This window comes from Asticcacaulis sp. AC460 (assembly GCF_000495795.1).
Classification (GTDB): domain Bacteria; phylum Pseudomonadota; class Alphaproteobacteria; order Caulobacterales; family Caulobacteraceae; genus Asticcacaulis.
This window is the reverse complement of record NZ_AWGD01000021.1, coordinates 82988-103560: the sequence shown is the minus strand read 5'-3', so window position 1 is coordinate 103560 and position 20573 is coordinate 82988. Positions and strand designations below refer to the sequence as shown.

At 60.2% G+C, this 20573-nt stretch carries 17 protein-coding genes and 4 tRNA genes; 4 read left to right on the top strand and 17 right to left on the bottom strand.

What is annotated here, in order from left to right; genetic code table 11:
• Positions 1-8 precede the first annotated feature (8 nt).
• Positions 9-2075, top strand: coding sequence for an ATP-dependent DNA helicase RecG (gene recG / locus ABAC460_RS36790; protein ID WP_031236825.1), 2067 nt, complete (start codon positions 9-11; stop codon positions 2073-2075).
• Here recG and ABAC460_RS36785 read toward each other — a convergent pair whose 3' ends face one another.
• From ABAC460_RS36785 to ABAC460_RS36775, 3 genes are read right to left on the bottom strand one after another with little or no spacing between them, the layout of a single operon-like run.
• Positions 2076-3203 (bottom strand): DUF3089 domain-containing protein, encoded by a 1128-nt coding sequence (locus ABAC460_RS36785; protein WP_235075807.1) that lies wholly within the window; start codon positions 3201-3203, stop codon positions 2076-2078.
• 49 nt (positions 3204-3252) lie between these two features.
• Positions 3253-4182 carry a lysophospholipid acyltransferase family protein gene (locus ABAC460_RS36780; protein WP_023453713.1) on the bottom strand — a complete coding sequence of 310 codons (930 nt, stop codon included), beginning with the start codon at positions 4180-4182 and terminating at the stop codon, positions 3253-3255.
• The gene (locus tag ABAC460_RS36775) at positions 4179-4946 is read right to left on the bottom strand and encodes a glycosyltransferase family 2 protein (protein WP_023453712.1); all 768 of its coding nucleotides are present in this window, start codon (positions 4944-4946) and stop codon (positions 4179-4181) included. Before ABAC460_RS36775 ends, ABAC460_RS36780 begins: the two co-directional genes overlap by 4 nt.
• Positions 4947-5008: 62 nt before the next feature.
• On the opposite strand from ABAC460_RS36775, the gene ABAC460_RS49010 reads away from it, so the two are divergent.
• Together ABAC460_RS49010 and sseA are read left to right on the top strand one after the other, a co-directional pair.
• Positions 5009-6427, top strand: a complete 1419-nt coding sequence (locus tag ABAC460_RS49010; RefSeq protein WP_081716545.1) for a cryptochrome/photolyase family protein — start codon at positions 5009-5011, stop codon at positions 6425-6427.
• Entirely contained in the window at positions 6411-7241 is an 831-nt protein-coding gene (gene sseA, locus ABAC460_RS36765; protein WP_023453710.1) for a 3-mercaptopyruvate sulfurtransferase, read from the top strand. Before ABAC460_RS49010 ends, sseA begins: the two co-directional genes overlap by 17 nt.
• A gap of 38 nt (positions 7242-7279) precedes the next feature.
• Here the strand turns inward: sseA and ABAC460_RS36760 are convergent.
• The 10 genes from ABAC460_RS36760 to ABAC460_RS36715 form a co-directional block, all read right to left on the bottom strand.
• Positions 7280-7356, bottom strand: a tRNA-Arg gene (locus ABAC460_RS36760).
• A 73-nt stretch (positions 7357-7429) separates the two neighbouring features.
• A complete protein-coding gene (locus ABAC460_RS36755) occupies positions 7430-7735 on the bottom strand; it encodes an ETC complex I subunit (RefSeq protein ID WP_023453709.1) in 306 nt (101 codons plus the stop codon).
• Positions 7736-8084: 349 nt separating this feature from the next.
• Positions 8085-8161, bottom strand: a tRNA-Pro gene (locus ABAC460_RS36750).
• 25 nt (positions 8162-8186) lie between these two features.
• Positions 8187-8263, bottom strand: a tRNA-Pro gene (locus ABAC460_RS36745).
• 93 nt (positions 8264-8356) lie between these two features.
• Entirely contained in the window at positions 8357-8872 is a 516-nt protein-coding gene (locus ABAC460_RS36740) for a DUF192 domain-containing protein (protein WP_031236821.1), read from the bottom strand.
• Between the two features lie 117 nt (positions 8873-8989).
• Positions 8990-9553 (bottom strand): cold-shock protein, encoded by a 564-nt coding sequence (locus tag ABAC460_RS36735; protein WP_023453706.1) that lies wholly within the window; start codon positions 9551-9553, stop codon positions 8990-8992.
• Between the two features lie 257 nt (positions 9554-9810).
• Positions 9811-9885: transfer RNA gene (locus ABAC460_RS36730), tRNA-Glu, on the bottom strand.
• Between the two features lie 87 nt (positions 9886-9972).
• Positions 9973-11829, bottom strand: coding sequence for a single-stranded-DNA-specific exonuclease RecJ (recJ, locus tag ABAC460_RS36725; protein WP_023453705.1), 1857 nt, complete (start codon positions 11827-11829; stop codon positions 9973-9975).
• A 31-nt stretch (positions 11830-11860) separates the two neighbouring features.
• Positions 11861-12835: a class II fructose-bisphosphatase gene (gene glpX, locus ABAC460_RS36720; RefSeq protein WP_031236820.1), complete on the bottom strand. Its 975-nt coding sequence runs from the start codon at positions 12833-12835 to the stop codon at positions 11861-11863.
• Positions 12836-13002: 167 nt separating this feature from the next.
• On the bottom strand, positions 13003-13374 hold the full coding sequence (locus ABAC460_RS36715) for a hypothetical protein (protein WP_155914645.1): 372 nt from the start codon (positions 13372-13374) through the stop codon (positions 13003-13005).
• 222 nt (positions 13375-13596) lie between these two features.
• Here ABAC460_RS36715 and phaC point away from each other — a divergent pair, with 222 nt between their 5' ends.
• Complete coding sequence (gene phaC, locus ABAC460_RS36710; RefSeq protein ID WP_023453702.1) at positions 13597-15582, top strand: class I poly(R)-hydroxyalkanoic acid synthase; 1986 nt, start codon at positions 13597-13599, stop codon at positions 15580-15582.
• A 313-nt stretch (positions 15583-15895) separates the two neighbouring features.
• On the opposite strand, the gene ABAC460_RS36705 is transcribed toward phaC, so the two are convergent.
• Genes ABAC460_RS36705 through nuoN form a run of 4 tightly spaced genes read right to left on the bottom strand, consistent with a single transcriptional unit; the run spans position 15896 to position 20572 of the window.
• Complete coding sequence (locus ABAC460_RS36705; RefSeq protein WP_023453701.1) at positions 15896-17563, bottom strand: ribonuclease J; 1668 nt, start codon at positions 17561-17563, stop codon at positions 15896-15898.
• Between the two features lie 2 nt (positions 17564-17565).
• A complete protein-coding gene (locus ABAC460_RS36700) occupies positions 17566-18339 on the bottom strand; it encodes a type III pantothenate kinase (RefSeq protein ID WP_023453700.1) in 774 nt (257 codons plus the stop codon).
• Between the two features lie 17 nt (positions 18340-18356).
• On the bottom strand, positions 18357-19115 hold the full coding sequence (locus ABAC460_RS36695; protein ID WP_023453699.1) for a biotin--[acetyl-CoA-carboxylase] ligase: 759 nt from the start codon (positions 19113-19115) through the stop codon (positions 18357-18359).
• An 11-nt stretch (positions 19116-19126) separates the two neighbouring features.
• Positions 19127-20572 (bottom strand): NADH-quinone oxidoreductase subunit NuoN, encoded by a 1446-nt coding sequence (gene nuoN, locus ABAC460_RS36690; protein ID WP_031236819.1) that lies wholly within the window; start codon positions 20570-20572, stop codon positions 19127-19129.
• Between the last annotated feature and the right edge of the window lies 1 nt (position 20573).

Sequence of the window (20573 nt, the reverse complement as noted above, 5' to 3'; positions counted from 1 at the left end):
ATAAGCCCATGCGTCCGGAAATTTTGTTCCCCTACTATGCCGCCGTCACCACGATAAAGGGTGTCGGCCCCAAGCTGGCGCCGATCCTGGCCCAGCATGTGGGAACCCATGTCCGCGACCTGGCCTTTTTCCTGCCGTCGGGCGTTATCAAACGTCCACTTGTACCGCTGAATGGCGCCCGAATCGGTGAGGTCCAGACCGTGGCGGTGACCATCGGCGGCTATCCGCCATCGCCGCCCAAGGGGCCGCAGCGAATCGATACCTTCGACGGCAACAACCGCCTGACCCTGGTCTATTTTCACCGCATCCGCGGCTTCGAAAACCAGCACCCGGTAGGCGCCAGACGCCTGATCAGCGGCAAGTTGGAAAGTTTCAACGGCTATCTGCAGATGCCGCATCCCGACTATATTGTCGAAGAAGGCCGCGCCGACGAAATTCCGGTCTGCGAACCCGTTTATCCCGCCACCCTGGACCTGGGTTCGCGCACGATCCGCAAACTGGTTCAGGGCGCCCTGGCCGCCACACCCATCCTACCCGAATGGCACGATAAGGCTTTTATCGACAAACACTTATGGCCGTCTTTTCACGAAGCCCTGGCCGCCGCCCATTCGCCCTTGAGCGAGCTTGATCTCGATGCCGACGCCAAGCCGCGCCAGCGCCTGGCCTACGACGAAGCCCTGGCTCACCAATTGGCGCTAAAAGCCCGAAAGCAATACCGCCAGAACACACCGTCACGGGTGATCGATCGCCACGACTGGGCCGACCAGGCCCTCGCCACCCTACCCTTCGGCCTGACCGGCGCCCAGGTCCGCGCTCTGGCCGACATTCGCAGCGACCTGCGTTCCGGCCACCGCATGAACCGGCTGATCCAAGGCGATGTCGGCGCCGGCAAAACCCTGGTCGCGCTGCTGGCCATGATCGATGTCGCCGAGGACGGCCTGCAAAGTGTCCTGATGGCGCCGACCGAAATCCTAGCGCGGCAGCATTTCGAAAAAAGCCTGCCGATTCTGGAGGCTCTAGGCATTTCCTGCACAATCATGACCGGCCGTGACAAGGGCAAGGAGCGAGAACGCAAACGGGCTTCCGTGGCCTCCGGCGAGGTCCGGATGGTCTTCGGTACCCATGCCGTCTTCCAGGAAGGTGTCGATTTCAAAAACCTGCAGTTGGCGGTCATCGACGAACAACATCGCTTCGGCGTCGGCCAGCGCCAGAAGCTGTTTTCCAAGGGCGAAGCCGTCCACTACCTGTCGATGTCGGCGACGCCAATCCCTCGCACCCTGGCCCTGACACAGTACGGCGAAGCCGATCTCAGTATCCTCGATGAAAAGCCGGCCGGCCGCCAACCGATCCACACTGCCGTGGTGCCACGCGCCCGTCTGGCCGATGTCATGCAACGCCTGAAAGCCGCCCTGGACGACGGACAGCAGGCCTACTGGATCTGTCCCCTGGTTGAAGACACCGCCGAATCCGACCTGATCGCGGCCGAAAAGCGCCATGAAGAGCTTCAGGAAGCCCTCGGCATAGAGATCGGCCTGGTCCATGGCCGCATGCCGTCGGAAACCAAAGACAGCGTGATCACCCGCTTTGCCGCCGGCGAATTGCGCGTGCTGTGCGCCACGACCGTGGTCGAGGTCGGCTTCGATGTCCCCACCGCCTCCATCATCATCATTGAACAGGCGGAACGTTTCGGCCTGGCGCAGCTGCATCAACTGCGCGGCCGCGTTGGCCGTGGCGCCGCCAAAAGCGCCTGCATCCTGCTGTATGACGTCCCATTGTCGAAGGGCGCGAAGGCGCGGCTGGAACTGCTGCGCGATACCGAAGACGGCTTCAAGATCGCCGAAATGGACTGGCAACTGCGTGGTGAAGGCGACATCCTGGGGGCCAAACAGTCCGGCTTCCCCGACTATCGCTTTGTCGATCCCACGCGCCACACCGCGCTGATTGCGACCGCCGCACGCGACGCCGTCTATATCCTGCAGCAGGGGGATGCCCTGCCGGAGCCGCGGCGCAAGGCCATCGAGGTCTTAAAACAACTGTTCGACTGGCGCGCTGACATCGCCGATAAACAGGATTGATCAGGGCTGAATGGTCCGGAAAGCGGTCCATCGCTTCTGGAAATCTTCCTGAAGATCACCGTAGAACAGATTGTAAGCATTGACCTTTCGCTGATCTTCCCATGTGCCTGCGTCCTGGAAAGACGATGACCCCGGCTTTTCGACCAGCAGCAGACCACGCACGCATCGCGCTGACACCTTGCGCGGGATCAGCGCCGGTTCCACGCCCCATTCCAGACCCGTGGCATTGGTCGCGCCCAGAGACCGCTTGGCATCGGCGCTTTCGTCACTGAGGCCGCCCAGGATCGGATTGACGCAGATCGCCTTCTGGGCGTTGAGCGGCTCGAGCCGATCGCCTTCCCAGTAGACGGCCTTCTGCTGCCGCTGCAGCGCCTTGTCCGGCCGGTTGGCTTCGACGCTAAGATAGCTCACGGCGCATCCGACCTGGTTGCGCGACAGGCAGGCCGGCGTGAACAGGCCCTCGCTGCCAAACTGGCGTTCGGGCACCAGGGTCTCCAGCAGATAGGCGGCGACCAGTTGCCCTTTCAGTTCTGGATCGGGCGCCACCACGTCGCGCAGGAGCCGTTCGGCCAGAACGCCGCCCTGCTCGACGCCGACTATGACGAAGCCGCGGCCGCCCTTGCGTTGACTCAGGAAGGCGCGGAACGCCGCCTCGACATCACGATAGGCAAACTGCCGCGCCTCGCGTGCATCCTCCCGTAAGGTCAACTGAGTATAAAGACTGGCCTGGCGGTATTTCGGCGCATAGACATTGCCCATGATGGCGAACGGCGCCGCATAGTTGGGCAGGTGGATGGCATGGACATCCTGGTCGACGGCCTTGCTGTCGATCCGCGCCAGCCAGTCTCGGCCGCCGTTGAAGGTCGTCCCGTGAACGAAGAAGACGTCGACCTTGCGCGGGTCGGCGTAATAGCCCGCCATTTGCGGATTGAGATGCCACGCCGTCGGTCTGGCGTAATCGGGGGCACGCGGCGGTGTATAGACTTGAAACGGAAGCTTGGGGTCGAGATAGTTGCGGTGAATGTCGTTCTGCAGGTAAATCCACGCGACGGTCACAAACGCTCCCGCCACACCGCCGATCAGCAGGCTCAGCCAGCGCTTCTGCAATATTTGTGTCCACATGCTCATCGGCAGAAGAGCCTAAGGCGTGCAAGACGGATTGACCAGATCGCGGGTTTCAATTTTTGTGACCCGGAGTTTCCGTCCGCCTGTAGGCGTCGTTCGGCCAGCGCTTGTGGACCCAGAACCATTCCTCCGGCCGGGCGCGGACAGCGTCTTCGATAAAGCGGCTCACCAGACATACGGTGGCGTCGATATCTTCTGACTTTCGGCCGGTATCGACAACCTCGATCGGATCGCACACCGTCACCTTGAAGCGCCCTGCGCCGGTCCGCTCGACCGTCATCGGCTGCAACACCGTGCCGAACCGCATGGCCAGCCGTGTCGGCCCCGGCGCCGTATCGACCGGCCGGCTGAAAAACGGTGTCGAGACGCCGCGGTTGAACTTCTGGTCGTTCATCAGCGCCACGGACTCGCCGCGTGCCATCCCGGCCAGCAGTTCCTTGGCGCCGTCGCCGCCTTTAGGGGCGAACAACTGGGTACCATAACGTTCCCGCGCCTTGCGCCAGCGTGCGTCGACATAAGGGTTGTTGGCAGCGCGGTAGGTCATCTGGCAGATCACGCCGGATTCATTGATCACCGACGGCATGATTTCCCAGTTGGCGAAGTGGCCGGAAATGAAGACGACCGGCGTGCCCGAAGTTCGGATCGCTTCCAGCCGCTCGGCATTCTCGACCACAATGCGCCCGTTGGCGACTGTGATCCGGTCCATCATGGCGATCTCGGCGAAGGTCCGCCCCAGATTATCCCACTGCGCCTTCGATATCTGCGCCTTCCAGGCGGCGTCCTTCTCCGGAAAGGCCAGGTCGAGGTTGCGGCCGACCACCCGTTGCACCGGCGAGATCGGCCCCAGCAATTTCAGCAGACCGGCCCCCATGTCGGAGGCGGTGTCGACCGGAAGCAGCCGCAACAATCCCACCGTGGCGTCAAAAGCCGCAGCCTCAATCCGCCACATCAGGTCCTGCCAGAAGCTCACCTTGTCGCTCATGCAACCCGTCCATTGCGCTTGGCGGCCAGGAACTTGAGGATCCGCTTGAAACGGGCCTCGGCGGCGATATGGCTCACTCGCAGCCCGTCGACGCCACCGGTGAAATGGCGCCGGAAGACATAATAACGCAGGAAGCCCAACGGATATTCCAGTGGCAGCCGTGCCCACAATTGCCATGACGGCTTCTTCAGCACCTTGGCCTGCAGCGTATTGTAGGATTCAAACTTCTGCCGGATGTGCTCGAACGACCGCGACGAAAAATGCGTCACCGTTCCGGTCAACTGACCGACCGGCTCATCTCGGGTATCGACCGTGTCATGAACCGGGCTTTCACGGAACCGCACCACTCGCCGGTCGTAGAGCCGGACATAGTTATGAAAATCGGCCCACAGTCGCGGCGCATTCCAGCCGGGATAGACATTCATGATGCGGAAGCGATAGGCGTTCAGCGTCGGTCCGGCGGACATCAGCGCTTTGATCTCGGAATAAAGTTCCGGCGTCACCACTTCGTCGGCATCCAGATTGAGAATCCAGTCGTATGCGGCACAGTCCTCGCTGTACCGCTTTTGCGGTCCGTATCCCGGCCAGTCATGATGCACCACCCGCGCCCCCAGAGCTTCCGCAACGACAATCGTGTTGTCGGTCGACCCGCTGTCGATCACGACCACCTCGTCGACCAGACCGGAAACGGCGCGGATGACATCACCTATCCGGTCGCCTTCATTCCTGGCGATAATACAGCAGCTTAGAGAAGTCGGGCCCATGATCGTCCTTGTGCCCAAGACCTGTTTGACAGGCAAGTTTTTTCAGCAACATTGTCGTGACCATGACCCCTTCAGAACATCCCGTTATCCTCTGGTTCCGTTTCGACCTGCGTCTGCACGACCATGCCGGCGTCGCGGCGGCACTTGCCACAAAAAGACCGATTTTGCCGGTCTATATCTGGGATGAGGATCACTACACCCGCCCCCTCGGATCCGCTTCGCGCTGGTGGTTGCACCAATCTTTTCATGTTTTGGATGAAGAATTACGCAAACTCGGGTCAAGATTGATTATTGAGCGAGGCCAAGCCCAGCTCGTTTTGGCCGATTTGTGCCGAAAAACCTCAGCAAAAACTGTAATTTGCTCGAAGACATTTGAACCCGTAAGTGAAGAGTCGGATCGCGAACTCGCAACGGCACTGGCTGACCTCGACGTCGAACTTCAATGTCATAATACCGGCTTTCTGACCGAGCCGGGCGACATCAGAACCAAGGAAAATAACCCTTACCGGGTCTACACCCCGTTTTTCAAAGCCGTCGATGCCTCGGGCGCTCTGAATGTTGATTCCATCCCTACCCTGTCAACGCATGACTGGCCGGCGCTGGTCCATTGGCCACCGTCTCTGGCCATCGACGACCTGAACCTCAAACCGAAAAAAACGCTATCGGGAAAAGACTGGTCCGAAGGCTTCTCGATCTTCAAACCGGGCGAACCGGGTGCCCGCGGCGCGCTGCGCCGCTTCCTGGCCCACGGCTTAGCCGACTACGAAGACGGCCGGGACCGTCCCGATAAGGACCTGACCTCCTACCTTTCACCTCATCTGCGCTTCGGTGAGATCAGCCCGCACCGAATCCTGATCGAACTCGACAAGGCCGCCCGTGACCATCTCCGTCTCGCCGCACCGGCAGAGAAATTCCGCAAGGAACTGGTATGGCGAGAGTTCAATTACAATATCCTCCACCTACAACCGCGACTCGACGCCCATAATTTCCGCGACGATTTTAACGGCTTTCCGTGGCGCGACAGCGATAAGGATTTCCGCGCCTGGACCCGTGGTGAAACCGGCTATCCCCTGGTCGACGCCGGCATGAAGCAACTCTGGCAAACCGGCTTCATGCACAATCGCGTGCGCATGGTCTGCGCGTCCTTCCTGGTCAAACACCTGCTGATCGATTGGCGGCGGGGCGAGCAGTGGTTCTGGGACTGCCTGGTCGACGCCGACCCGGCCAACAACCCGGGGAACTGGCAGTGGGTGGCCGGCTGCGGTGCTGACGCGGCGCCGTACTTTCGCATTTTCAATCCCACGACCCAGGCGGACAAGTTCGATCCCGACGGACTCTATCGCCGGCGGTTTGACAAATCGGCCGAAGAGGGCTCCCATCACGCCCCTATCGTCGACCACGCCTTCGCCCGCGATCGCGCGCTCGACGCCTATCGCCGGAGAGACAGGCCAGAAAGAGACAAGGATGACGACTCAGATTGATGCAGGCGAACTTAGCCGACTCATCGGCACGAAGACCGTGAAGGTCATCGACGGCAGTTGGGCATTGGACGGCACAGATATGCGCGCCCTGTTCGAGACCGACCATATCCCTGGAGCGCAGTTCTTCGACATCGAGGCTGTCAGCGACCATTCCACCGATCTACCGCACATGGCCCCCTCACCCGAACAGTTCGCCGCGGCCGTCGGGCGACTGGGCATCTCGGCCGACGATCACGTCGTCATCTATGATCGCCAGGGCCTGTTCTCGGCGGCGCGGGTGTGGTGGACCTTCGTGGTGATGGGCCACAAAAAGGTTCAGATCCTGCGCGGCGGCCTGCTGGGGTGGAAGGCCGCCGGGCTGCCGATTGAGGACCATGTTGTACCGGCCAGTGCGGTGACCTATACCCCTTACCCGCTGAGAGGAAAAATCATCGATATGAAGACCTTGGCCGAATCTTCTAACGACTATCTGGTGTTAGACGCCCGCTCGCGCGCTCGCTTTGAAGGTACGGCGCCGGAGCCGCGCGCTGGCCTGCGGTCGGGCCACATGCCGGGCAGCCGCAGCCTGCCGTTCGGAGACCTGATTCGCGACGGCTCGCTGAAGCCAGAAGCGGAGTTGAAGGAGATCCTTGCCGATGTCGGTGTTCATGACGAGGTTGCGGTCGTCACCTCCTGCGGCTCCGGTGTGACCGCGGCCATCATCAGTATGGCCCTCGCGGAAACCGGCCATACCTCGGCCCTACTCTATGACGGGTCGTGGGCGGAATGGGGTCAGAATAAGCTCGACACACCGGTGGTCACCGGCGCGGAATAGTCAGAATGGCGTGATTGGGTTGATCAAGCGTTAACGCGTGGCGACTCCGACAGGGCTCGAACCTGTAACCGTCCGCTTAGAAGGCGGATGCTCTATCCAGTTGAGCTACGGAGCCTCAGAGCGAGCCTCATGCCAAAAAGTGTAAAGATATCAATTGTGCACTTTTTGGATAACATGAGGCGTCAAAATCAGTGCGTCCAGCTTTGGCGGCGCGTGAAGGCGAAATTGTCGGCATAGGCCTTGATGATCTTTGGCGGCAGTTCCGGCTCGACCAGACGGAATGGAATGCCGTGATGCTCGGCATAGGCCATGGCCTGATCCTTGGTCTCGAAGGTCAGCCGCACCTGCGCATCGGTATCCGCCGACGACGACCAGCCCATCAACGGATCCGGCGTGCGCGCGGATTTCGGCTCGAACTCCAGGATCCATTCGTGCGTCTTGGCGCGGCCGGATTGCATGGCGGTCTTGGCAGGCTTGAAAATACGCGCGAACATGGGTGGCTCCGACGAAGAATCCTGAACGTGATTACTACACTATCCAACGCAGTTGCAATAAGGCGGTGCACTTCAGAGTCTTTTTGGAGCGCCGTTCCTCATCTTCCCCCGCGTTGCCTGCCGGCGAGGCTCGAGACGGAGGGGGAGCCGAAAGCTCGAACATTGTCGCATAACCAGAAGGTTATGTAAGAAAGCGGCCTGTGCACCGCGGGGCGAGAGGATTGGCTCCGCTTCGCTCCGCCGAACTCATGATTTGGACCGGCAAATCATGAGTTACGAACCAAGGAGGTTCGAACCGATCGCCGCAGACATTAAAAAAAGCGGCCCTCAAGGGGCCGCCTTTTTTTAATGGTCGGGGCGAGAGGATTCGAACCTCCGGCCTTCTGCTCCCGAAGCAGACGCGCTACCAGGCTGCGCTACGCCCCGACACTTTAAAATCTCTCTCAGCTTTTGGTCGGGGCGAGAGGATTTGAACCTCCGACCTGCTGCACCCAAAACAGCTGCGCTACCAGGCTGCGCTACACCCCGAGCCCTCAGCCGAGACTTGAGAGGCGCGCTACATGCCATTTTAGATCAGGCTCCGCAAGCCCCCAAAACGATGAAAAAGCGCGTTTCTTCCGCTTATTGGAAAAACGGGTGGATAACCTTGTCACCCGGCTTCAGCCCCAACCGGTCGCTCAAGCCCCCCTTCACCTCAAGCACCCCGCTGGCCGCACCGCGCGACGGCAGAGGCGTGCGGTCCAGAGGTCGGGCATTTTTCTGGATCGAGACAATACGTCCGTCCGAACCGATATAGATGATGTCCAGCGGCAACAGGGTGTTGTTCATCCAGAAGGCGCGCTCGGCCACATCCTGGAATTCGAATAGCATGCCTTCGTTGTCGGCCATCTGCGTACGGCACATCATGCCCTGGGCGCGGGCCTCGAAGCTTGCCGCAATTTCGACCGCGAACACGCGTTTGCCCTTGGCCGAGGCGACCTCAAGCCTTTCCGGCGCCGAATAGCGCGACAGGTTCATATAGCGGCATTCCGACGGTGCCTGGCTCAGCGGCACGGCTGCCGACGGAGACGCCTGAGCCCCGCAAGCACCCAAGGCGAGCGCGCCCAAAAAGGAAATGGCAATGAAATGTCGCGACATGGTCAACCCCGTGAATTCTGCGCCAAACCTGCCGCCGGTGCATGGCCTTTTCAAGGCAAAAAGCGCGACAGTGGCCTGCCGCGCTTTTTTGTCGGTAATCGATACGAATACTGACTTTTAGACCAGGGCCTTCGGATGAACTTCCGTCACGACCAGGCCCTTAGGCCCCTCGCCGAAGCGCACCATGATGGTATCGCCCTGCTGCACATCCTCCAGGCCGTAACGGCGCAGGGTTTCGATGTGAATGAAGATGTCCGTGGGATCATTGCCACGCACCACAAAGCCATAGCCCTTGGTACGGTTGAACCACTTGATGGTGGCCGCTTCGAGATCACCGACGCGCATGCCTTCCGGCAGGGCACGGCTGGACCTCGTGTGGCTGACATCGCTGCGCACATGCGGCTGTTCCGCCGCCTGATCGAGATGGTCGATTTCGATGACCTGCCAGCCCTTGGATCGCTTGGCAATCTTGCAGGTGATCTTTGCGCCCTCATGTGCACTGTCACGACCCAAGTCGCGCAGGCTTGAGATGTGGAGCAGGACGTCACGCGTGCTTGTCAACGTGGGATCCTGCGGAACGATAAAGCCGTAACCCTTGGCGGCATCAAACCATTTTACATGACCTGAGATCGTTACTAACTCGTCGGCATCGTTCTTGTTATTATAATCAAACAAACTCATCTATCCTCACCATGTCGCATGAAACTCAAGTGACATACGCAACCATAACACGGATATCTCGTTTTGGCATTCAAAAAGAGAGATATTTCGCAGTATTTGCGAATTTTAGTGCAAAAACTCACTTATAGCGAGTGGAAATTTATCGTGATCACGAATTGGGACCGGTACCAGCGTAATAAAACATGTGGATAAGTCTCCCTCGCGCAACCGTCGGGAGATGTATGGCATAAATTTTGTCGGAAAAAGCGAAGATCTTGTGGCAGTCCCTAGGGGAGTCGAACCCCTCTCTTCAGGTTGAAAACCTGACGTCCTAACCGATAGACGAAGGGACCGCGAACAAGAGGTGCGCTTGTTACCCTTTCACATTTGGCGGTGCAAGCCCTATTTTAAAGTTTTTCACAGGCGCGTTACGAACTTCGTCAGGCCAACGCAATGTCTTCAATCTCAAGCTGTATTCCACGCCTCCCCATATAATCATCGGCCTTGATCCGCCCCAGGACATGGATTTTGCCGGACGGGCGCAACAGTGCATCGCCCAATGCGGTACCCTCTGCACGCCATATAATACCCTTGACCTTGGCGCCGCTGTCGTCACTTAGCTCAAAACGGACATGACCGCCTTTTAAGGCTTGGGCAAATCCGACACGGACATCCGTAAAGGCTAGCAACGGTTCCGGATTGCCCTGACCGAACGGCGCCAGCACATCGAATCGGTCATACAACTCGCGTGACGCGGCCTTGAGGCTGAGCACCGCATCGATATCGACTGTCTCGACCTGGTCCGCCTCAGCCACATGCGTATTTATATAGTCGTTCAGGAAACGCCGCAGCTCGGCAACGCGATCACGTTCGACACTCAACCCGGCCGCCATGGCGTGACCGCCGCCCGACAGAAGCAGGCCTGATTCGAAGGCCGCCCCGACCGCTTCGCCCAGATTGACGCCGGCCTGGGAGCGGCCAGACCCCTTCCCCATTCCGCTGACCGGATCGACGCCTATAATAATGACAGGCCGATGCCAGCGTTCGCGCAGGCGCCCGGCCACGATACCGATGACGCCGGGGTGCCAATCCTGATGCGCCACCACGATGACCGGATCGTCGCTGGGCCACAGCCCCTGGTCCTCGGCGATGCGCGCCGCCTCTTCCAGCACCTGGGTTTCGACGTCGCGTCGCAGCCGGTTCAATTCGTCCAGTTCCTCTGCCAGGCTGGCGGCTTCGGCCGGGTCGTCGGTCGACAGCAACCGCACCCCCAGGTCCGATCGCCCGACCCGGCCGCCGGCATTGATGCGCGGTCCGATGACGAAACCGGAATGGAAGGTGCTCATCAGTTTGCCGGCCTCGTTGGCCGACCCGGCGATCTCCATCAGCGCCTTGATACCCGGATTTTTCCGTTGCGACATGATCTTCAGCCCCTGGGCCGCCAAGGCGCGATTGAACCCGGTCAGCGCCGTCACATCGCAGATCGCACCTAGCGCCGACAGGTCCAGCCACTGCATCAGGTCCGGCCGGTTGCGCCCGGCAAACAGGCCGCGCTTTTCGGCTTCTCGGTTCAACGCCGCCAGCACCACGAACACCACACCCGCGGCGGCCAGGTTGCCCTGGGCCGACGTGCATCCCGGCCGGTTGGGATTGACGACCGCCAGTGCCTTGGGGGGATCTTCGCGCATCAGGTGGTGGTCGATGACAACGACATCGAGTCCGATATCGGCGGCATGATCCAGCGCCCGGTGTGCCATGGCGCCGCAATCGACCGTGATCACCAGATCAGCGCCCTGACGCTTCAAGCTGTCGAACGCGGCGTTGGACGGACCATAGCCCTCCGTCACCCGATCCGGCACATAGACCGTCAGATCGTGCCCCATATGCCGGAACCAGCGCACCAGTTGCGCCGCCGAGGTGGCACCGTCGACATCATAGTCGGCGAAGACGCAGATCTTCGCCTTGGCCTGAAAGGCATCCAGCATGGCACTGACTGCGCGGTCCATGTCCATAAAACAGGACGGATCGGGAAACAGCGCCTTCAGGGTTGGGTATATGAAAGTTTCGAGCGTATCGGGGGTAATGCCGCGTCCGGCAACAAACCGCGCCAGCGTATCAACAAAGGCCGGCTCGGCGACATTCATCAATCCCAACCGATGGGTGACCTCCCGCAAGACTTCCGGCGCGACATTGTGCGCAGCCAGGCGCTCGCGCCAGCCTCGGCCTGTCAGGGAGGCACGGACGCCGAGATAAGGTTCGGATTGAACGGGCGGATTCAGAATGGCGGACAGACTCATCGCATGAATCTGTCACGCCGCTGGGTTTGGATCAAGCTTTCAAGGGCCGGCGCATCGACAGCTTGCGCACCGTGCCGGTCTTGGAAATCATGACCAGGCTTTCCGTGGTGTGGAAGACCTCACCGCGCGCGGTGACCTCCTTGCGCACGCCGTCCAGCAGCGCGCCGTGCGTAACGCCCGTAGCGATAAAGACCGCGTCGCTGCTGACGAGGTCGTTCAGATCGTATTTGCGGTCGAAATCCGTCAAACCCAGCCGCTCGGCACGGGTGCGTTCGTCATTGTTGCGAAACACCAGCCGCCCCTGGAACTGGCCGCCGACGCATTTCAGCGCAGCGCAGGCCAGGACGCCTTCCGGTGCCCCGCCCTGCCCCATATAGATGTCGATGCCGGTTTCCGGCTGGGCGGTGTGGATAACGCCGGCGACATCGCCGTCCGTGATCAGGTGCACCCGGGCGCCGGCCTTACGCAGCGAGGTGATAATGCCGTCGTGGCGCGGACGATCCAGCACGCACGCGACGATTTCCGAAACATCGACGCCCTTGGCCTTGGCCAGGGCGCGGACATTCTCTTCCGGCGTGGCATCCAGGTCAACGACACCCTTGTCGTAACCGGGCCCGATAGCCAGCTTGTCCATATAGGTATCCGGCGCGTGCAGCATCCCGCCGCGCGGCGCAAAGGCGATAACCGCCAGCGCGTTGGCCATGGCCTTGGCCGCCAGGGTCGTGCCTTCCAGCGGGTCCAAGGCGATATCGATCGCCGGGCCGTTGCCGGTGCCGACCTTCTCGCCGATGTACAGCATCGGCGCCTCATCGCGCTCGCCTTCGCCGATGACGATACGGCCGTCCATCTCGATGGCGTTGAGCGCGCGGCGCATGGCGTCGACGGCGGCCTGGTCGGCGGCCTTTTCGTCGCCCCCGCCAACACACGAATAGGCGGCAATGGCGGCTTCCTCGGCGACCCGAACAATGTCGAGGCTGAGGTCAAATCCGGATATTGTGCTGGACATATTTTTCAAAATTTCAAGAGTTTCTGGCATGTGGCTGTCTTCTGGCTTTAAGTTTATCGAACCACGACTTTCTGGTTTTTATGCGTCGTGTCATGTGGCGACGTGGCAATCGTCACGTCGAATGCGTGTATCAGACTGGCCAAGGCTTGAACAGCCTTGACGTTACGTCAGTCAGCCATCGGCGGGGGCACCGCCCGCCGGCGCAAATCCTCGGCCAAACGCTCGATCTGCTCGACCGTCATGATCGCATCGACCGGCTTGAGATAGACGGGGTTGATGCGCGCGATCGACGCCGCGGCATAGGGCTCAGGCTGCTCCTTGTCCCACACCAGGACACGTACCTCCGCCGCCAGCTTGTCAGACGCGGCCGTCTGGGTTTTGACCCGTTGGGCAAACTCAGCCACGGTCGGAACATCTCCCGGCGGTGCTGGGAAATCAGACCACTTGGGTATGCCGGGTGTCGCTGTCGTCGCCGGCGTAACGCCGGGCAGCGGCGCCAGCGGACGCTGGGCGGCCGATTCGGCCGATTCCTGTGCCATCGCACTTGCGCCGAACGTTGCGGCGCACACCGCTACGCCCAAACAACGCATCCAAACCGCCAGGATCATGACAACCGTCTCCGCAGTAACCACAGACTGCATGGCAAAATTCTACGCTCGTGAACAGACTTACGACAACAAAAATAATATGTGAGTGGATTTACGGCGTGATTTACCGCACTGCAAGCCCATTGGACGGCCTCTCGACCTGCGAGGATGTGGATGAGCAAGACCCCGAAAACCCCTGTGACAACGAAGACTTCGGCCAAAACCACGGCCCGGAAGGCGCCCGCCAAAGCCAGGGCGACGGTCGCCGAGGCCAAGGTCGAGACCGTCAAACCGAAACCCGCGCCAAAACCCGAATCTATCACTCAACAGCCCAGCCCAGAGCCGAAAGCGGCGCCGCAACCCCATACGGCCGCTGCCTCGCCTCTGTTCGACGCCGAAAATATCCGCCGCCTGGAGGAGCTGTCGCTCAACATCGCCAAGGCGACCATGACGGCGCAAAACGTCCTGGCCCGCACGGTCATGAAACAGCCCGATCTCGAAGCCGCCGGAGCCCCGTCCGATCCTTTCCAGGTCGGTCCAGCCATGACCGAGGTAATGAAGTCGCTTGCCACGCGTCCGGACAAGGTTGTCGAAGCCCAAAGCGACCTGCTCAATGGCTACCTCGAACTGTGGGGCCAGATGGCCCGCCGGACGCTCGGCGCCCCGGATGAGAAGAAACCGGTCAAGGACAAACGCTTCGCCGATCCGCGCTGGGAGCAGAACCTGGTCTTTGACATGATGCGTCAGTCCTACCTGCTGTCGTCCAACTGGCTGAACAAGCTGATCGGCAGCGTCGACGACATCGATCCGCTGGTTAAACGCCGCGCCGAGTTCTTCACCAAGCTGCTGACCGACGCCATGTCGCCGGCCAACTTCCTGCTGACCAACCCGGTCGCGATCAACGCCTTGCTCGATTCGAAGGGCGAAACCCTGGTCAAGGGCATGCAGATGTTCGCGGATGACCTGGCGCGCGGCGACGGCAAACTCAAGATCAGCCAGGCCGACTACAGCCGTTTCAAGGTCGGCGAAAACGTCGCCACCACACCCGGCAAGGTGGTCTACCGCGGCGACTATTTCGAGCTGCTGCAATACGCGCCGACGACGGAACAGGTCTATGAGATTCCCCTGCTGATCTTCCCGCCGTGGATCAACAAGTTCTATATCCTGGACCTGCAGGCCAAGAACTCCCTGATCAAGTGGCTGGTCGGCCAGGGCTTCACCGTCTTCGTGGTGTCGTGGGTCAATCCTGACGCCTCTATGAAGGATACGACGTTCGAAGACTATATGTTCGGCGGCATCTATGAAGCCACCCAAAAGGTCATCGAACAGACCGGCGCCAAGACGGTCAATACCGTCGGCTATTGCATCGGCGGCACCCTGCTGGGCTGTACGCTGGCGCACATGGCCGAAAAAGGCGACACCTCGATCAATTCTGCCACCTTCTTCACGGCCCAGCACGATTTTACCGAAGCCGGCGACCTGCTGCTGTTCACATCGGAAAACTGGCTGAAGGAACTGGAACGTCAGATGGATGCCGCCGGTGGCGTCCTGCCCGGCTCGGCCATGGCCGACACCTTCAACGCCCTGCGCGCTAACGACCTCGTGTGGTCCTTCTTCGTCAGCAACTATCTCCTGGGCAAGGACCTGACACCGTTCGACCTGTTGTGCTGGAACGCCGACCAGACGCGCATGCCCAAGGCGCTGCACATCTTCTATCTGCGCAACTTCTACGGCCACAACGCCTTGTCAAAGGGGGAACTGACCCTGGGCGGGGTAAAGCTCGACCTCAAGAAGGTCAAGGTGCCGATCTACGAACAGGCCGGCCGAGAGGACCACATTGCCCCACCGGCTTCGGTCTATAAGGGCTCGAAACTGTTCGGCGGCCCGGTAACCTACATGCTGGCGGGCTCAGGCCATATCGCCGGCGTGGTCAATCACCCGGCGGCGCAGAAATATATGCACTGGCTGAACGACGCTCATCCGGACACCCTGGAAGAATGGCTGGAAGGTGCCACCGAACATCCGGGTTCCTGGTGGCCGCATTGGGCCGGTTGGCTGGGTAAACAGTCCGGCAAAAAGATTGCAGCGCGCGATCCCTCCAAGGGTGAGTTCAAGGTTCTGGGCGATGCGCCAGGGACCTATGTCTTGGTTAAATCGTGATCGCCACGCGAAAAACTCGCCATAACGAAGATATTAACGAATCCAAATGGTTGAAATGAAACTCTGACGGTTTTGGTTTCATTTCAACCGACACTTTCGGATATATAATCAACGTTGAAATTCGGTGGGTAGAGTTGACAAAACTTCATTTATTCAATGTATTATATAGTTAATATTCATTAACAAATAAACTTAACCCAATTCGTTGAAAAACGACCAATCAACATTGACAACATGGTGCAAATTCGCCTGCCGCGCCTGCAATTTCAGGTCGCTCCCCTCCTTGATGATTTCACGCCGGGCGCGAAACGGTTCAAGTACGAAGAATAATGGTTTCGACGATTGGGCGGCGGTCCCAGATAGCCTGAGCTGCCTTCTTGACCACACGAGCCACAACGGTCTCAACTGTTTCGTCATCGTCGCGCGCTTCGTTCGGCATGGCCTTCACAGCCTTTTCAACCGTGGCGCATAGCGACTCAAGCTGATCTGAAATCGTGTCGTCGTTTTCGAACGCCAGGCCCAATCCTCGGACATCGACAATCGAGGCCAGTTGGTTTTTGCTGTTCAAAGCGAACGCCACGAAGATCATGCCATTATGGGCCGCATGACGGCGTTCACGCAGAGCCTCCGACGCTTCCGGCACGAGCATACCGCCGTCGACGAAAAGCCGGCCCGACGGAACCTCATCGATGATCTCGGGTAGCCCTGGCGCCAGACGCACCATATCACCATTACGCGGCGTCACCTGTCGTGGCACACCCAGCTCGGCCGCCAGGGCAGCATGCTTTAGCAGATGCCGGCGCTCGCCATGGGTCGGTACGGCGATCGCCGGACGCACCCACTGATACATATCTTTCAGCTCTTCACGGCACGGGTGGCCGGACACGTGAATGCCCGGGTGATCACGCTCGGTATGGATTTCAACACCCAGGTCAGACAAACGATTCTGCAAGGAACGGATGGCGATCTCATTCCCAGGAATAACCCGGGACGAGAAGACGCAGACATCGCCTTCCTTCAGCTTGACCAGCGGATGGTTGCCGTCCGCAATCCGTGACAAAGCCGCACGCGGCTCGCCTTGCGATCCCGTACACAGATACAGAACCTGGTGCGGCTTGAGATTGGCGGCCTCACCTTCCGAAATCGGGTCGGGAATCCCCTGCATCAGACCGACGTGGCGCGAAGCCGCCAGCATACGGTGCATCGAACGGCCAACCAGGCAGACCTGCCGCTTACACGCCATGGCGGCGCGCATTACCGAATCCATCCGTGCCACGTTCGATGCGAAACAGGCCACGGCCACGCGCTTCTTGAAGGTGCGGATCAGCTTTTCCAGTTCTTCGCGCACGCCGGCTTCGGACCCGGCACGGCCTTCGACGAAGACATTGGTCGAATCGCACACCATGGCAAGCACGCCCTGGTCGCCCAGGCGCTTCAGCTCCGCGATGTCGGTCGGCTGACCAGTGATCGGCTCCTCGTCGATCTTCCAGTCGCCGGTATGCAGGATGGTCCCCAGCGGCGTCTTGATCGCCAGCCCGTTGGGCTCCGGAATTGAGTGCGTAATCGTAATATAATCAATATCGAACGGGCCTAACTTCACATTCCCATTCAACGGAACTTCGGTGATGTCGGCGTCATCGACCCCGGCTTCACGCAACTTCTCACGGATCAGGAAGGCGGTGAACGGCGTGGCAAACACCGGCGCCTTGATGCGATCCCACAGCCAGCCCAAGGCGCCGATATGGTCCTCATGTGCATGGGTCAGGACGATACCGAGCAGGTTCTCACCCACCAGAAATTCCGGGTCCGGAGCAATCACCTCGATCCCCGGTGTCGTCAGGTCGCCGAAGGTCACGCCGACATCGACGATAATCCATTGGCGGTCGTCCGCCGGGCCGAACCCATACAGGTTCAGGTTCATGCCGATTTCGTTCGAGCCGCCCAGCGGCAGGAACACCAGTTCGTTTTGATTTTTTTGCATAATCAGCTGTGTGACAAGGTACGCTTATAGATTTCGAGGAGGCCGCGCAGAGTCAGATCGTGATCGAAGTGATCGATCTTCTCCGTTGCACCTTCAAACAAGGACGCTACCCCACCGGTGGCAATGACGCTCATCTTCTGGCCGTATTCGGCCTCAATAGCGGCGATAAGGTATTCAATCAAGCCAACATATCCCCAAAAGATGCCGGATTGCATGGCGCTGACCGTATCCTTGCCGATTTTGCGCGCCGGCTTCTCGATCGCCACCCTAGGAAGCTTCGCCGCGGCGGCGTGCAGCGCCTGGAGCGACAGGTTGATTCCAGGCGCGATCGCACCACCTTCATAGCCGCCATCGGCCGCGACGACATCGAACGTGGTCGCCGTGCCTGAGTCGATGATCAGCAGCGGTCCGCCATACGTGATATAGCCGCCGATGGCATTGACCAAGCGGTCAGCGCCGGCTTCACGCGGCTTGTCGATACGAATGTCCAGGTTCAAAACCGCATTGTCGCCAACGACATACGGCGTTTTATTAAAGTATCGCTGCGCCAGTTTGCGCAGGTTAAACAAAGACTGCGGCACCACGGACGAGATGATGCAGTCATCGATCTGCTTGAGATCCAGATCGTGCATCTGCATCAATTGATATAGCCACGCGGCATATTCATCGGCCGTGCGCCGGGTTTCGGTCGCCACCCGCCATTGCGCCACCCAGTCGGCGCCATCGTGAATGGCGAACAGCGTATTGGTATTGCCCTGTTCAATGGCCAGCAGCATACGATTTCCCTGAAAATTTATTGGGATTGTTTAAGCGCGCCGTATTCGACGTCGCCACCGGTGACGGTGTAGATCTGGCCGTCGCCTGCCCTAACCTGCAGCGCACCGAATTCGTCGAGTCCGACGATGTCGCCACTGACCTTGACGCCGTCGACCGTAACGCTGACCGTGCGGTCCTTGCCATAGGCCCGTTTCAGCCACGCCTTGGCGATGTCGCTGAAATCCTTGTTGCGCCACAGGTCCAGTACGCCGTCGAGGTGACCGTTCAGCTTATGCAACATACCTATCGCATCGAAGTTCCGCACCGCATCCGGATTGATCTCTTTCAACGCCACCGTTAGATAGCCTTCGAGGATCGGCGCCACCCGCAGGTTCATGCCGATACCGATGACGATGCCCAGGGTTTCAGGCTCGTTCGACGCCTCGGTCTGGACCAGGATGCCGCACATCTTGCGTCCACGGTGCAGGATATCGTTCGGCCACTTGATGCGCATATTGGCATCCGTATCCGGGATCAACGGCCGCAGCATCTCATACATGGCCAAGGCCGTGACGAAACTGAGCTGCGGCGCACGGCGGACATCCAGCGGCATAGCCTCCCAGCGCGACGCCATGAAGTTGCCCTTCTGGCCGATCCAGGTCCGACCATGACGGCCTATGCCCTTGGTCTGCTCGCGGGCCAGAACCCATCCCGGCCCTTTACGGCCGGCGCGCAGCCGGGTCAGAGCCAGATCCTGGGTCGATGGCAGGGTATCGAAGATCTCGAAATCGGCCACCGCCCGCGGACCTAGTGGGCGCCGAAGCCGACGACCGCAGCCGCCGCCAGCACCGATCCGAAGATCAGGAAGACAATCGCCCCCGGGAAGGAGAAGGCCCCCGAGGCCAGGGCGATCCAGCGTGTTTCCGGCGGCGCCTTGGCGAATTCCACGACCGGCGCATCGAACCACATCAGCTTGATCAGGCGCAGGTAATAGAAGGCGGCGATCACCGAAGCGACCAGGCCGGCCACGGCAAACCAGGCCAGATCCGCATTCAGCGCCGCGCCGAAGACGAAGTACTTGCTCCAGAACCCGCCCATCGGCGGCATGCCCAGAACCGACAGCGCCATGACGGTGATGGCGATGGCGATCGGCATATTGACCTTGGCCAAGCCGGCGAATTGGTCGATGCGGGTGACCGGCTCGCCATCCTTGCGGCTCAGCGACATCTGGGCGGAGAACAGGCCCAGCGTGTCGACCATATACAGGACGAAGAACATCAATAGCGCCTGGATGCCCTGGGTGGTGCCGGCGGCGATAGCCAACAGCGCGTAACCCATATTGGCGATCGACGAATAGGCCAACAGGCGCTTGAAATCCTTCTGCATCAACCCGCCCAGACCGCCGACGGCGAAGCTGAGCACAGCGATGACCAGAAGAACCTGACGCCATTGGTCGATCTCGGCCAGGAAAGCGGTTTCCAGCACGCGGGCCAGCAGGACCATGGCCGCGAACTTGGGAGCGCCGGCGAAGAAGGCCACGACTGGGGTCGGCGCGCCTTCATAAACGTCGGGCGTCCACATGTGGAACGGCGCGGCCGACACTTTGAAGGCCAGGCCCGAGATTACGAACACCAGGCCGAAGATCAAGCCGACATTCATATTGGTGGTCGACGCCGCGGCGATGTCGTTGAAGTTCATCGAGCCGGCAAAACCGTAGACCAGCGAAGCGCCGTACAGCAGCAGGCCCGACGCCAGGGCGCCCAGGACGAAATACTTCAGGCCGGCTTCCGACGACTTGGCGTCATCGCGGCGGAAGGCCGCCAGGACGTACAGCGCCAGGGATTGCAGCTCCAGGCCGACATACAGCGAGATCAGGTCGCCGGCCGAGACCATGATGCTCATGCCCAGCGTCGCCAGCAGGATCAGTATCGGGAATTCGAAGCGGCGGTTGTTCAGCCGGTCGAAATAGCCCTGCCCCAGGACAATGATGAAACAGGCGGCGACATACATGGCCACCTTGGCGAAGACCGAAACGCCGTCGGACACGAAGGCGCCGGAGAAAACCGTGCCCAGCGGCGACCAGGCGGCGGCGAAGGCCGCACCGATCAGGGCAGCGCCGCACAGGGCGCTGATCGAGGTCATGCCCTTGTCGCCCCGGAAAGCGCCGAAGACGAGGATCAGAACCGCACTGAGCCCAAGGATGGTTTCGGGAAGTGCTTCTCTTAGAGCGGGAAAGTCCATAACGAAATCCATC

Bases quoted from the DNA above. Each gene is read 5' to 3' on its own strand.
- glpX (WP_031236820.1), bottom strand. From the start codon at position 12,835: ATGTCCAGCACAATATCCGGATTTGACCTCAGCCTCGACATTGTTCGG.
- ABAC460_RS36775 (WP_023453712.1), bottom strand. From the start codon at position 4,946: ATGGGCCCGACTTCTCTAAGCTGCTGTATTATCGCCAGGAATGAAGGC.
- ABAC460_RS36780 (WP_023453713.1), bottom strand. From the start codon at position 4,182: ATGAGCGACAAGGTGAGCTTCTGGCAGGACCTGATGTGGCGGATTGAG.
- ABAC460_RS36740 (WP_031236821.1), bottom strand. From the start codon at position 8,872: ATGTCGCGACATTTCATTGCCATTTCCTTTTTGGGCGCGCTCGCCTTG.
- ABAC460_RS36715 (WP_155914645.1), bottom strand. From the start codon at position 13,374: ATGGCACAGGAATCGGCCGAATCGGCCGCCCAGCGTCCGCTGGCGCCG.
- recG (WP_031236825.1), top strand. From the start codon at position 9: ATGCGTCCGGAAATTTTGTTCCCCTACTATGCCGCCGTCACCACGATA.
- nuoN (WP_031236819.1), bottom strand. From the start codon at position 20,572: ATGGATTTCGTTATGGACTTTCCCGCTCTAAGAGAAGCACTTCCCGAA.
- recJ (WP_023453705.1), bottom strand. From the start codon at position 11,829: ATGAGTCTGTCCGCCATTCTGAATCCGCCCGTTCAATCCGAACCTTAT.
- ABAC460_RS36705 (WP_023453701.1), bottom strand. From the start codon at position 17,563: ATGCAAAAAAATCAAAACGAACTGGTGTTCCTGCCGCTGGGCGGCTCG.
- ABAC460_RS36785 (WP_235075807.1), bottom strand. From the start codon at position 3,203: ATGAGCATGTGGACACAAATATTGCAGAAGCGCTGGCTGAGCCTGCTG.
- sseA (WP_023453710.1), top strand. From the start codon at position 6,411: ATGACGACTCAGATTGATGCAGGCGAACTTAGCCGACTCATCGGCACG.
- ABAC460_RS36755 (WP_023453709.1), bottom strand. From the start codon at position 7,735: ATGTTCGCGCGTATTTTCAAGCCTGCCAAGACCGCCATGCAATCCGGC.
- ABAC460_RS36700 (WP_023453700.1), bottom strand. From the start codon at position 18,339: ATGCTGCTGGCCATTGAACAGGGCAATACCAATACGCTGTTCGCCATT.
- ABAC460_RS36735 (WP_023453706.1), bottom strand. From the start codon at position 9,553: ATGAGTTTGTTTGATTATAATAACAAGAACGATGCCGACGAGTTAGTA.
- phaC (WP_023453702.1), top strand. From the start codon at position 13,597: ATGAGCAAGACCCCGAAAACCCCTGTGACAACGAAGACTTCGGCCAAA.
- ABAC460_RS49010 (WP_081716545.1), top strand. From the start codon at position 5,009: ATGACCCCTTCAGAACATCCCGTTATCCTCTGGTTCCGTTTCGACCTG.